The organism is Rhodococcus koreensis, from assembly GCF_017068375.1.
GTDB lineage: Bacteria > Actinomycetota > Actinomycetes > Mycobacteriales > Mycobacteriaceae > Rhodococcus_F > Rhodococcus_F koreensis.
On sequence record NZ_CP070609.1, the window covers coordinates 8,744,787 to 8,756,554 of the forward strand.

Consider the following 11,768-nt stretch of genomic DNA (forward strand, 5'->3'; position numbering starts at 1 on the left):
GTCAGCCGCGCAGCGAGGCGGTGCAGACACCCGAGGCGGGTGTTCCGGCGGAGATCCAGTGCCACGCCCGCCGACGCTTCCCGTCGCGATCTGCGATCGGGCCCACCGGGCTGAAGAAATACCCGGCCGCACCGGACACGAGGGCCCCGTCCGGTCCTGGCTGGATCAGCACATGTGGGTGTGGTGATCGTGAGTTCGGCGACTGGCTTGCCGGGGTGGCCTTATCCTCTGTTTCACCACCCCGGGGTGAGTTGATTGTTGTACTGGTCGGGCCCGTCGCACGGGGGAGACCGTCATGACCACGACAGCCCCGGATTCGGCGCTCTCTCCGGCCGAGTGCATCCGCTTGCTGCGGTCGGGCCCGGTGGGGCTGATGGTCTTCACCGAGAACGCGCTGCCCGCAAGGTCGCGGCGGACCGGGCCATCTCCACCGTCGATGTCGAGACCCGGCACACCCGTAAGTCCAAGTCGAACCGCAGGGACGGCTTCCGCGGCCACGTGGCCGCCGAACCGGAGACCGGACTGATCACCGACTGCGAGCTCACCAAGGCGTCCGGAGAGGCCGGCAGCGACCCGGTGGTCGGCGAGCAGATGATCTCCCGCGACCGCTACCACCGTGTCGATGTCGATGTCGATGTCGATGCCGTGTCCTGGCCCCAGTCTGCTGACGAGGAGAAGGTTTCCGCTGAGCCGGTGACCGATTCCGACGCGGCTCCGACCGCCGCGGACAGCGAAACCGCCACCGCCGATGCCGATGCCGCGGACAATCCGCAGCCCGACGCCGCCGACGAGCAGCAGGGCCGGGGCCTGCAGGTGTACGGCGATTCCTCCTACGGTACCGGGGAGCCCGTGCCGTCTACCGGGCCGCCGGGCACGACACGGTGATCAAGCCCAAACCGCTGCGCCCGGCCGTGGACGGCGGATTCACCCTCGACGACTTCACGGTCGACGAGGCCGGTGGCACCGTCACCTGCCCCGCCGGGCACAGCAGGCCGATGAGCCCAAAGCGGACGGTGACCTTCGGCCGGGTATGCGCCGGTTGCCCGCTCCGATCCCGGTGCACCACAGCGCAAGACGGCCGTTCGATGACCATCCACCCGCACGAGGAGTTGCTGCGGGCCGCCCGCGCCCGGGCCCGCACCCCGCAGTTCAAGCAGGACTATCCCACCCGCTCGACCGTTGAGCGGATCATCGCCTGGGCCGCGACCGAAGAACGGCCATCGTCTCAAGCTCCGATACCTCGGCGTCCGCAAGAACGACGCCTGGCTCCGGACCCGATGTGCATCGATGAACCTGCGCACCCTCGTCAACAGCGGCCTCACCCGTGAGAACGGGGTGTGGGCCCTGGCCTGACCGGCCGGCGCCCCACCGCCCAGCCCTTGCCAATGTCGATGCTCGCCAACCACACTGGAATCGGTGGGAAGAACGACCACGTTGTCGACCGCACAGGTCTGACTATGCCGCACAGACGGCCTTGTCGGCGTTCTTCCCGCCCCACTGCAAGCCTTGTTCAGTGGCCTCCTAGCGTCTAGCCCGGTTCAGCCCGCCAGCGGCCTGAATTCGTGGAGGCTCAGCAGCTGCTGCACATACTGCCGTTCGGCCAGCGCGGTCATGGCGTCGAGTTTGGCCAACTCTCCGGGGCTGGCCGTGGCGATGTCGAGTTTCATCAACTCGGCGACCCACTCCCGGATCTCTTGATGGATCACACCCGGTCACCACTTCTGCACTGTGGGTTGCCCCACCCGGGCCGACGTTGCTCTTGATCTGATTTGACGTCAGCGCCGGATCTCGAGCTTGTCGAGCCTGACGTCGACGCCGGCTTTGCGTGCCTCGGTGATCCTATCGATCAGTGCGTAGGCGAAGCGGTAGTAGTCGCTCTGCGAGGTGGGACCGTCGGAATGCGCAGTGTCGGCGGCGAGGAACGTGCTCAGGTTTGCATGCGCGAGGTTCACGGCCTTGATGGCTGCGTCGTGCAGTTCGACGGTTGCAACCGAGGCGCATCGCTCTGCCAGTCGGCTCTCCTCCCGGAAAAGTGCGGCGCGGAGTGCGGGGGTGACGCGCTCGATGACACTGTCAGGTGGCGGGGCTACGCAGTTCACGCCGTCGCGGATCGCGTGGTCATCGTGCTGTGTGCTCATGGCCTTGATTCTCCTCCGGGCGTCCAGAGCGGGGAATCACCGCTAATGCAAACATGCAAGTCGAAGCATGCTAAATATCAGCGCTGACCTGCTGTTTACCGTCCCGTCGGTGGGGTTCGAACCTTTGGTGCGGAGTCACCGGAGCCCGCAGATCGGCCCGGGCCAGCCGACCCTGCGGCGGCCAGGATCCTGCCACCCCCGAGGAGCCCGCACACACCAGAGCGCCGATCTCGCGGATCCCGACCACCCCGGCGAGGTGATAAGTCGCTCCCATCGCCGACGATACTGCCAATCAACCGTTCGGCAGACATCGCTCGCGCGCACACTGATTGGAAGGCCGTTCCGCGATGGGGTTACTCCCTTACGGGGTTCCGTCAGCGCAGGGCGGCAGCACCGCAATCAGCCTGCTGAGGCTGACCGACGATGGCCGCGTTGGGTGTGAGCCGCTGACGAAGCCGGTCTCGGTGATATCCCGAGCCGCATGCAGGTGTACCCGTTTCCGGGTGCCAGCTCCGCGGCGCGGGACACGGGACTGTGTTGCCCGCCGGCGCACGGCGGCTCGGGACGGTGAATCTCACGAGTGCGGGCCGCCGAGGTGGCGGGGTAGATCGAAGGCGAGCACCCGGTCGAGGTGGACAAAGGTTTCGAATTTGGCGCCCGGGGCGATCGCGGCGTCGGACTCGACGTGGTGCATCAGGTCGAGGACCGCCGGCACGTCGAGGTTTCGGTCGAAGGCGCGATACGTGGCCTCGAGGATGTCTGCGGGCATCGGGACGGAGATGTGTGTGCTCCAGTCGGCGACGCGCTGCCGCCATCGATGCAACAGCCCCGCGGCGTCGGCGATCCGTTCCATGGTCAGCGGCGCTTGCTGCCGGTAGTGCGTCGAGAGCAGCACACAACGCAGCGTCAGCGGGTCATGACCGGCGTGGGTCAGATCGTCGAGCGGCTCGGACCCGGCCGCGGCACCGACGGTCAGCGCAGACTCGGCAGTGTCGTCCTCGGCCGCGGTCACCATGAGCCCGACCGGGGTGCCGACTGCGGCTGCGGCGGCGTCGGCGGAATCGTAGATTCCTGCCGGTGGGCGGATCATCCACGCGTCGAGATCGCCTGGTATCACGGGTGAACCGGGTCGGGGGGCGAGGAGGGTGAGTGCGACCTGTGAGCGGTGCACATCCTCGAGGACCCGTCGGGTCAGGTCGGCGACAAGGAGTGTGCGGACCGCCCCGGCTGTCGCGGCGCGGTCCGAGGCGGGCATGCGTACACACAGGTGGACGACGCTGCCCGGCGTACCGAGTGTGGTGGGTGGGACGTTGGCTCCGGAGAGGATCAGCATCTTCTCAGTCTCGTCGCGGCGGTCTCGCCCGGGACAGCCCTCGCCCGCATTGGGGACGGGGCCGGTGCCAGACCGTGCCGTGGCCAATCGTCGTTGCTCAGCCCGTGAGACCCCCACGGCCCGTGTTGCGATTGCCGCCGGTGAGCGTGGGACCGGCCGGTGCGAGCGGGACGGCATCGCGGGAGATCGCGTCCAGGGCCCACGCGCAGAATGGGAAGCTCGATGCGACGGAAGTGCGGGAGGCGCGGGATCGGGCGGAGGGAAGTGCCCGATTCCGCCGCGCTGGTCGTGCGGAGCTCGGTGCACCGGCCATCTGGTCGGGCTCGTGTGCGCTGCGGGATTTCCGCCGCGGATGCGACATGTCCGGCCGTTGTGGCGGCTGGGCCCTCAGGTGTCGAAGGTGGCGCCGTGCGCCGCATTGTTCACCTGGGCATCGGCGTACCCGCCGCAGTAGTCCCAGGTGGCGTACGCCTCGGGGGTCGGGGCATAGGCCGGCTCGTGCGGGCGGACGGGGCCGCCGGCCAGAAGCTCGAGGAGGTCGGTGCGGAGCATGTCCCAATCCTGGTAGTGATCGTGCTGACAGTCCTCGCAGTATTCGACGAGACCGCGGATCCCCTGATGTGCCAGCAGCGCCTCGTACACGACGAGGTCGGCCAGATCTTCCTCCACTGCGAGCCGCTCCTGGGGATCGAGTGGCTGGCCCGGCTCAATGGCGTCGAGGGCTGCTGCCGGGTCGGCGGGGTCACCGGCGAACGGGTCCAGCGGGAGGCCGGGAGGCAGTCGATCGTGCACGGCACCACAGTACGTGTTGAGATGCGGCGAAGATTGACCGGAGATGGATCGGTGATCTGGCCCGCCGATCAGGTCGTGTGCTCTGTGTCCGACGTACTCGATGTATTCGGTGCCGCCGATCGTGTGGCGGTGTCACCCGCCGTTGTGGTGGTAGGCGCCGTTGCCGTGCCCGGCATCGCAGCGGGGGAGGCCGACGGTGCCGGGGCGGTCGACAGTGCGAATGACGCACCGGGTGGGCACGATACGGCCCGCCCGGGCGTTGTCTATACAGCACCCCGAAGGTGGGTGGGAATCCGGTGCCGACCCGAACTCAGGGAGAAGTCATGGCCACCGACTACGACGCACCCCGGCGAATCCGTCCGGAGGAACTGGACGACGAATCGCTCGACGAACTGCAGACCCGGCGGGGTGATCCCCGCTCCGGGGTGGTCGACGTCGACGAACCGGACGTCGTCGAGTCGTTCGAGCTGCCCGGCGCGGATCTGTCCGGGGAGGAACTGAGTGTGCGGGTGATCCCGAAGCGGGCCGACGAATTCACCTGTACCCGGTGTTTCCTGGTCCAGCATCGCAGCCGGCTCGTCGACACCAGCGGCGGGCAGATGATCTGCCGCGACTGCGCCGGCTGACCCGAGGCCGGGCGGAGAGGGGTGTGCGCCGGCTCGAAACCACCTTCTTTGCTGGGGAGGGGGTCGACTCGACGAAATCGGCCTGGTGCCGATTCCCCTGTCATCTGTTCTCGACTCTCATTCCGGTGCCGGTCGGGGTGTGGTCTGGTGCCGCCCTGCCGGTCTTCCGGTGGTGCGTGGTATCAGCTCGAACGCGAGACTGTCCTCGGTGCCGGGGAATCGGAACGCGAGGGCCTGCGCGTCGAACAGGGCGAACCATTGCTTCCAGGAAATGTGCTCGAGACCCGATCCCGGGCGCAGACCGGCGAAGTCGACCAGCAGCGTTGTCGTCGCCGACGCGGGGCGGGCCGGGAGCCGGGTGGTCGTTGCGGGCGCCCCGTGATGGTGCTGGATCCAACAGCGGATTCGTTCGTGATCGGTGGTGGGCCCGACCGGTGGATTCTTGTGTGCCGTCATGACGGCTCCTGCTCTTTCCGGTTTGTCTCTCGCGGTTGGGCGCCGCAGCGGCGGTGTTCTGTGTTCGCGCCTGGTGGCTGGTCGCCGCGGGTGTCTTCCATCCTGCTCCGCGGCCCGGCGACGCGGGGCAGCGTTTCGCGCGCGGAATCAGCCGAACTCCTCTTGTCCGGATCGGCGTTGGCCGCGCAGACTGAAGATGTTGCGGCGGAAGCGCCAGCCGTGCGGGCCGATCGGGTCACGCCCCCTGTAGGCGCCTGCTGCTCGTCACTCGATCAGGAGTTCCCATGCCCAGTCCCAGCCCCGGCTATTCGATCACCGTCCGCGTCCACGCACCGGTCGGCGCCGGCACCACGTCCACGTTGGCGGCGGCCATCGCGTCGGTGAAGGGTGCCATGACGGCGCTCGATGTGGCCGAGAGCCACCCCGACCACATGGTCATCGACCTCACCTGCGACGCCTCGGACGTCGCGCACGCCGACCAGATCGCGACCGCCATCGCCGAGGTGCCCGGGGTGACCGTCGGCAAGGTCAGCGACCGCACCTTCCTGCTGCATCTGGGCGGCAAACTCGAGGTGAACCCGACGGTTCCGCTGACACACCGCGACGACCTCTCCCGCGCCTACACCCCCGGCGTCGCCCGGGTGTGTACCGCGATCGCCGAACACCCCGAGGACGTGCGCCGGTTGACGATCAAACGCAACACCGTCGCCGTGGTCACCGACGGGTCCGCGGTCCTGGGTTTGGGCAACATCGGTGCCGCGGCGTCGATCCCGGTGATGGAGGGCAAGGCGGCACTGTTCAAACGGTTCGGCGGTGTGGACGCCTGGCCGGTGTGCCTGGACACCCAGGACCCGGATGCCATCGTCGAGATCGTCCGCGCCCTGGCGCCCGTCTACGGCGGGATCAACCTCGAAGACATCTCCGCCCCACGGTGTTTCGAGATCGAGGCCCGGCTCCGCGACATGTTGGACATTCCGGTGTTCCACGACGACCAGCACGGCACCGCGATCGTGGTCCTGGCCGCCCTGACCAACGCGCTGCGCGTGGTCGGCAAGACGCTCGACCGGGCTCGGATCGTGGTCTCGGGTGTCGGCGCCGCCGGGCACGCCGTCATCCGGTTGCTCGTCGCCCAGGGCGGCACGAACATCATCGGTTGCGGGCGGAAGGGAATTCTGTCCCCGGACGACACCGCCGACGAATTTCGTACCTGGATCGCCGAGCACACCAATCCGGAGGCTCGGACGGGATCACTGCGGGACGCGCTGGTCGGGGCGGACGTGTTCATCGGGGTCTCGGCGCCGAACATTCTCACGGGCGAGGACATCGCGGCGATGGCCAACGACTCGATCGTGTTCGCACTCGCCAATCCGGTCCCGGAGGTCGATCCGGTCGCCGCGGGTGAGCATGCCGCCGTGGTGGCCACCGGCCGGTCGGACTTTCCGAACCAGATCAACAACGTCCTCGCCTTCCCAGGGGTGTTCCGTGGTCTGCTCGACGCGCACGCGGTCGATATCACCGACGAGATGCTGATCGCCGCGGCCCGCGCGATCGCCGACAGGGTGTCGCCGTCCGAGCTCAATGCCACCTACATCGTGCCGAGCGTGTTCGACGCGGGTGTCGCGCCGGCGGTCGCGGCGGCGGTGCGTCAGGTGGCCGAGAGGGGGCCACACCCGCAGAAGTGAGCTACTCGATCTTCGTCGTGCGTGCGCCCGGGCGATCACCGCAGCGGGCACGCGGTGTCCCGATGCGTCGGCACCTGGGGAATCGATCGAGTCGCAATGCTCGCCGTCCTGGCGAGGACCTTCCGCGTCTCCTCCGCGGTGACCTCGGGGGCCGCGGAGATCGGCCGGTTCGCGATCTGCCCGTGCGTTCCGTTCACCGCGTCAGGTCTCCGGATGGACCGGTGGATCGGCGGGCTCGGTGTGTCGCGTCAGTCGCGGAGCTCGCCGATGTCTCCGACCCCTCCCTGCAGGTGCATCCGGCCGTCGGACAGCTTGTAGGTGACGCCGGCAATAGCGCAGGCACCACTTCCGACGCGATCGGCGATGATGCGCGAACGCTGCATGAGCAGAGCCCCGGTCTCCACGACGTGGCGGCCTTCGAGTTCGTCGACGGTGGTGAGGCCCTCTTTGCGACCCACCATGATCGACGGCGCCACCCGTTCGACGATGCTGCGGATGAAGCCGTCCGGAACCTTGCCCTTGTCCAGCGCGTCGAGCGTGGACTTCACGGCGCCGCAACCGTCATGACCCAGCACGACGATCAAGGGCGCGTCGAGGGCCTGCACCGCGTATTCGATGGAACCGAGCACGGCGTCGTCGAGGACGTGGCCGGCCGTTCGGACGACGAACATGTCACCGAGTCCCTGGTCGAAGATGATTTCCGCAGCGACACGTGAGTCTCCGCATCCGAACACCACCGCGGTGGGGTGCTGCTCGGCGTCGAGCTGCGCGCGGTCGGCGATTCCCTGACCGGGGTGGATCGAGACTCCGCTGACGAAGCGCTCGTTACCCTGGCGGAGGGTTTTCCACGCGGCAACCGGGTTGGAGTGGGGCATGCGGTTATCGTGCACCCGCCCTGTTGCGGCTGCTCGGCGGGAACATTACGGCGACGGAAACTCCGGTTCGCGCCTCGCCGACGGGACGTGTGAGGAGAAGTGACGGGCGACGCCTCGTGCCGATCAGCCGGTGCGAGTCGGAGGCCTGGAATCTCCCGCGGCGTCGTGCGGGTGTGTGACCGCCCGACACATCCTGTGAGCGAGATCATGCTGCAGCAAACGCCCGTCGTCGGGTGGCGCCCACTGGGGGGATGGGTGCAGCGGTGGCCAGTCCCGCCAGTGGCGGGCGTCGAGCCAGATCGACGTCCTGCGCGCTTCCGGCGGGCCACCATCGACGGGGGAGACAGCCCTCGATAGTCCTCGCGAGTCTCGTGTCCCGACCGAACCGCTGATCCGGAACCCGAGGGCCCACCCCGGCGCGCGAATCACGGCCCAGCAGGAAGCCATGAACGCGATGATGTGGATTGGGGCGGCGCCCTCCTGGTGGTTGACGGCGCGGTCAGCCTGCTGACAGGGCCCATCACCTAGTGGGTCCTCCGACGTCCGGACAACCTCGAGCAGGAACTGCCCCGTGTCGACGAGGTCACCTCGAGCAGGAACCGCCCCACCGATGTCCTGCGGCCACCCGGCCTCGTCCGGCCACAGATTTATCACATCCTGGCGGCCAACCTCTCGATGAGCCTCACCCGATCCGTGCCGGAACGTCCACCCCGGAAAACGACATCGCCCGCCCGCCGTCTCTCCACCCCCGCGACCAGATCACCCGGCCGCCGTACCACCACCGTCCGGGAACCCGCCGGGGCGTCGAGTCATCACGCTCGATCGTCCACCTGGCGTTCGCGCACCCGCGCATAGCCACTGGTATCCGAGTCGGCGACCGTCCTCGCACCTGATCCACCACGGCCGCCGCCCGGTGGTCCTCGTCCCCGCACACACACCAACACCGTGCCACCAGCGGCCTGTCGCTGAGTTGGGACGACCGACAGTCGGTCGCCGAGTCAGTCAGTGCCCTTGTGTCACCGCGTCTTCCGGAGCACATGCGCGTGAGGGGGCGCCCCGGCAGCGGGATCCGTCGGAGGCCTGCTCCTGGTCGCGTCGGCGTCGCTTGTGGAGACCGAGCAGGTGGGGGTCGAGGCGGTGGCCGACGAGCCGCTGCGGAGGTAGATGTTCTCTCGGGGCGAAACAGGGAGTACGCGAAGGGCCGGAACAGCAGCAGCACCATGCCGATCAGGATGAACAGGCGGACATCGGATGCCAAAACCATTGAGCCTGACAGGAACTCGATCAGCGTAACGGTAAACCGCGGTAACCGACCATTGGGCGAACGGTGGTAGGTCCCGGCAGTCGGACTGAGGCGCAAGCCTCCATGCATGGCGAGAAATCGCCTGTTGCGAGGAGGGCGGCGGAGCAAACCTGCCGATTGCTGATCGTCTCGCCACCTGGCGAAACCCCTACTGCGGCGGGCTGACCGCACACTTCGACGAGATCAGTACGCCGGCGTGGTTGCCCGCACCCCCGGCGCTGGCCGCGTTGCCGTTCCGCCGTGCTCCCGCCACCCCCGCTTGTCCGCGCTTGGGGATGCGACCCGGTGAGGATCGAAACACGTCGCCAGCGCGGAATCCGGGTAATCGATATGCTCCCGCCCCGCAACGAGCCGAACACCCACCCGCCCACACCACTGTTCACACGCCGGAGAACCGATGCTTCCGTCCTTCGTGCCCCAGACGGTGCCTCCCACGTATCACCGCCGCCCAGCGCTCTAGAATGTGACGGTGGTCATCGTTTTCGAGGTGTTGCTGGTTCTCGCGGCTGTGCTCATCACGTGGTTCTCCCTGTACGTCGTCTACCGCTTGATCGACGGCGAATCGAACCGCCGATACCGGTAACCCTGCAGGGGTCGCCCGCACACGCATGATTGGGCGAGCGTCGACTCGATCGAGCGGGCCAATGGCTTGCTGAGTTCGGCCAATCCAACCTGCCTACCCACGTCAGATATCCTGAAGCGTCGGGCAGCCGCCGGAATCAACGAAGTCGACGCCATCGTTGAAGCGCACAGTCGCTTCGCGGTCGCGCCGATGCTCACGGATGAACCGGCCGGGATCTCCGCTGAGGCTTTCTCGCCGACCCGGGAAGCGAAGCCCACCCCACGTGCCTGACGTGACCGAAGACGATGTTGCGGTCGAGTAGATCAAGGCAGTGGGCGAGGGAATGGGTCGGCGACGTACATCTGTCGGTGTGCCTGTCCCGACGCGGGCACAGTATCGACATTGCGGGCAGACCGGGACATTCGGTGAAGGCCCGGCCCAGTTCTTGATCGACGCGGTCCTCAGCGTTGATCATCAGTGATGCCGTGCTCGGGGAGGGGAAGGCTGTGGATCGCGGTCCGGATGGTTGGTGGTTAGCCTTCGCCGGACGTCGCGTTCGTCGAGCGGTCGGTGCGGGTGACGATGAGCCCGTCGTCGGTGGTGAACGGGAAGTTCGGTAGATCGTCGAGGTGGGTGTTGAAGGTGGCGGCGAGGACTTCGGGGGAGCACAACAACGACCGCGTTTCGAACGATGTTCATGGCCATCGAAGGTCGGCCGAATCGTGCTGCGGCCAACCGGCGGCCCAGATCGATGTCGGGGACCCCTCGACCCTGTAGCAGCGAGAAGAAACGCCACGGCATCCCCATCGGTATCCCGCGGGGCATCAATCACCGAGGGGAGCCTCCGCCGACAGGTCCTGGTCATCGGCAAGCTCTACGGTGGACTTTCAGCGAAGGTGCCGGTCGCAGGGCCGGCGGACGCTTCCGTGCGGACGAGTGCGCAGCCGCGCGCAGTATCGACGTTGCGTGTCACACCGGTTGGGCAGACCTGACTTTCGACACCCTCCGGATGTGGAGCTGCCTCGATCGGCCGCTCAGCGACCGGCTCGACGCCGCCAGGGTCACCCCGGAGGCGCTCGGCGAATGCCGTCGGCAGGTCACCGCGGTCGCCCAGCTGACTATCGGTGCGGAGGACCTCTCGAACTCCAGACCGTTCGTCCCCGCTGGTGGTTGAGCATCGGACGCAGCTCGATCCACACCACCGGCGACATCTCAAACGGTGACCCGTTGCACCCGGTCCTCACTTACCCCATCGGCGACGTCACAGGCGTCGATCAACTCATGCTGGAGCGCTACCTGGACGACCTGGCCAACGATCGTCTCGGCCGGGGTAGGGGAAGAGGAGGATAAAGGGCATGGCCGATCCGACGAGCACCTACCGGGAGAATGCGCGGGACACTGAGAAGTTGGTGTTGGCGCTCCGGGACCGGCTCCTGCGGGTGCGGGCGGAGATCGAGGATTGGCCGGACACCCGCCATGGTCTGCGGAGTGATGGGGAGGGTTCGACGACCGATCCGGATGCCTTGGCAGCGGTCGTCGCGGCCCAGATCCGGGACGCACGGGCTGCGCTCGCGCATGTCGATGCCGCGCTGCAGTATGCGTGGGCGACCGCGAAGTGTCTGCACATTCAATGATCGGGAGCGGCGACGATCCCGGCGGATTGTTCCGGTACCGGCGGCTGTCGTCACGGTAGCCATTGCACGGCGGTGTCCGCGCGCCACTGCAGGTAGGGGTCGTGGCTCCAGCGCGATGGCAGTGCAGGAGTTGAACAAGGTCTGCCACGGTCGTCGATGGCCACCACACAGAATTTGCCAGTAGTCGGCATGCCGCTGGACGGGTCGAGAGGGTGTTCACGACGTCCGACGAAGTGATGGTCGTCAATCAATAGGTGCTCACGTGACCGCCGCCGCGCAGTATCCGCGCTCGCGGCCGCCCTGAATCCATATACGTACTTTTGTTTTTCGAGTGCGTGCCGTCGAACGGGTCTCACCCGACAGAAAC

General features: G+C 67.5%; 15 protein-coding genes. 6 read left to right on the plus strand and 9 right to left on the minus strand.

Features of this window, described 5'->3' with window-relative positions; all coding sequences use genetic code 11:
- Nucleotide 1: 1 nt before the first annotated feature.
- Nucleotides 2-172: a hypothetical protein gene (locus JWS14_RS39840; protein ID WP_206015690.1), complete on the minus strand. Its 171-nt coding sequence runs from the start codon at nucleotides 170-172 to the stop codon at nucleotides 2-4.
- 83 nt (nucleotides 173-255) lie between these two features.
- Between JWS14_RS39840 and JWS14_RS51905 the strand changes: the two genes are divergently transcribed.
- On the plus strand, nucleotides 256-885 hold the full coding sequence (locus JWS14_RS51905) for a hypothetical protein (RefSeq protein ID WP_206015691.1): 630 nt from the start codon (nucleotides 256-258) through the stop codon (nucleotides 883-885).
- The gene (locus tag JWS14_RS39850; protein ID WP_083395521.1) at nucleotides 882-1,328 is read left to right on the plus strand and encodes a transposase; all 447 of its coding nucleotides are present in this window, start codon (nucleotides 882-884) and stop codon (nucleotides 1,326-1,328) included. Before JWS14_RS51905 ends, JWS14_RS39850 begins: the two co-directional genes overlap by 4 nt.
- Nucleotides 1,329-1,538: 210 nt before the next feature.
- On the opposite strand, the gene JWS14_RS39855 is transcribed toward JWS14_RS39850, so the two are convergent.
- From JWS14_RS39855 to JWS14_RS39870, 4 genes are all read right to left on the minus strand, one after another.
- Nucleotides 1,539-1,706, minus strand: coding sequence for a hypothetical protein (locus JWS14_RS39855; RefSeq protein WP_167372148.1), 168 nt, complete (start codon nucleotides 1,704-1,706; stop codon nucleotides 1,539-1,541).
- Nucleotides 1,707-1,775: 69 nt separating this feature from the next.
- Entirely contained in the window at nucleotides 1,776-2,138 is a 363-nt protein-coding gene (locus JWS14_RS39860) for a hypothetical protein (protein ID WP_206015692.1), read from the minus strand.
- Nucleotides 2,139-2,712: 574 nt separating this feature from the next.
- Nucleotides 2,713-3,471, minus strand: coding sequence for a cysteine--tRNA ligase (locus JWS14_RS39865; protein WP_206015693.1), 759 nt, complete (start codon nucleotides 3,469-3,471; stop codon nucleotides 2,713-2,715).
- Nucleotides 3,472-3,858: 387 nt separating this feature from the next.
- Nucleotides 3,859-4,263 (minus strand): DUF5319 family protein, encoded by a 405-nt coding sequence (locus JWS14_RS39870; RefSeq protein WP_206015694.1) that lies wholly within the window; start codon nucleotides 4,261-4,263, stop codon nucleotides 3,859-3,861.
- Between the two features lie 323 nt (nucleotides 4,264-4,586).
- On the opposite strand from JWS14_RS39870, the gene JWS14_RS39875 reads away from it, so the two are divergent.
- Nucleotides 4,587-4,889 carry a DUF4193 domain-containing protein gene (locus tag JWS14_RS39875; protein WP_206015695.1) on the plus strand — a complete coding sequence of 101 codons (303 nt, stop codon included), beginning with the start codon at nucleotides 4,587-4,589 and terminating at the stop codon, nucleotides 4,887-4,889.
- 117 nt (nucleotides 4,890-5,006) lie between these two features.
- Here JWS14_RS39875 and JWS14_RS39880 read toward each other — a convergent pair whose 3' ends face one another.
- Nucleotides 5,007-5,345 (minus strand): hypothetical protein, encoded by a 339-nt coding sequence (locus tag JWS14_RS39880; RefSeq protein ID WP_206015696.1) that lies wholly within the window; start codon nucleotides 5,343-5,345, stop codon nucleotides 5,007-5,009.
- A gap of 284 nt (nucleotides 5,346-5,629) precedes the next feature.
- On the opposite strand from JWS14_RS39880, the gene JWS14_RS39885 reads away from it, so the two are divergent.
- Complete coding sequence (locus JWS14_RS39885) at nucleotides 5,630-7,027, plus strand: NAD-dependent malic enzyme (protein ID WP_206015697.1); 1,398 nt, start codon at nucleotides 5,630-5,632, stop codon at nucleotides 7,025-7,027.
- 35 nt (nucleotides 7,028-7,062) lie between these two features.
- On the opposite strand, the gene JWS14_RS39890 is transcribed toward JWS14_RS39885, so the two are convergent.
- From JWS14_RS39890 to JWS14_RS39900, 3 genes are all read right to left on the minus strand, one after another.
- Nucleotides 7,063-7,224, minus strand: coding sequence for a hypothetical protein (locus tag JWS14_RS39890; protein WP_206015698.1), 162 nt, complete (start codon nucleotides 7,222-7,224; stop codon nucleotides 7,063-7,065).
- A 51-nt stretch (nucleotides 7,225-7,275) separates the two neighbouring features.
- Nucleotides 7,276-7,902, minus strand: a complete 627-nt coding sequence (locus JWS14_RS39895) for a carbonic anhydrase (protein WP_206015699.1) — start codon at nucleotides 7,900-7,902, stop codon at nucleotides 7,276-7,278.
- 2,398 nt (nucleotides 7,903-10,300) lie between these two features.
- Nucleotides 10,301-10,438, minus strand: a complete 138-nt coding sequence (locus JWS14_RS39900) for a hypothetical protein (RefSeq protein WP_420855130.1) — start codon at nucleotides 10,436-10,438, stop codon at nucleotides 10,301-10,303.
- A 338-nt stretch (nucleotides 10,439-10,776) separates the two neighbouring features.
- On the opposite strand from JWS14_RS39900, the gene JWS14_RS39905 reads away from it, so the two are divergent.
- Together JWS14_RS39905 and JWS14_RS39910 are read left to right on the plus strand one after the other, a co-directional pair.
- The gene (locus JWS14_RS39905) at nucleotides 10,777-10,941 is read left to right on the plus strand and encodes a hypothetical protein (RefSeq protein WP_206015700.1); all 165 of its coding nucleotides are present in this window, start codon (nucleotides 10,777-10,779) and stop codon (nucleotides 10,939-10,941) included.
- 181 nt (nucleotides 10,942-11,122) lie between these two features.
- Nucleotides 11,123-11,401, plus strand: coding sequence for a hypothetical protein (locus JWS14_RS39910; protein ID WP_206015701.1), 279 nt, complete (start codon nucleotides 11,123-11,125; stop codon nucleotides 11,399-11,401).
- Nucleotides 11,402-11,768 lie beyond the last annotated feature (367 nt).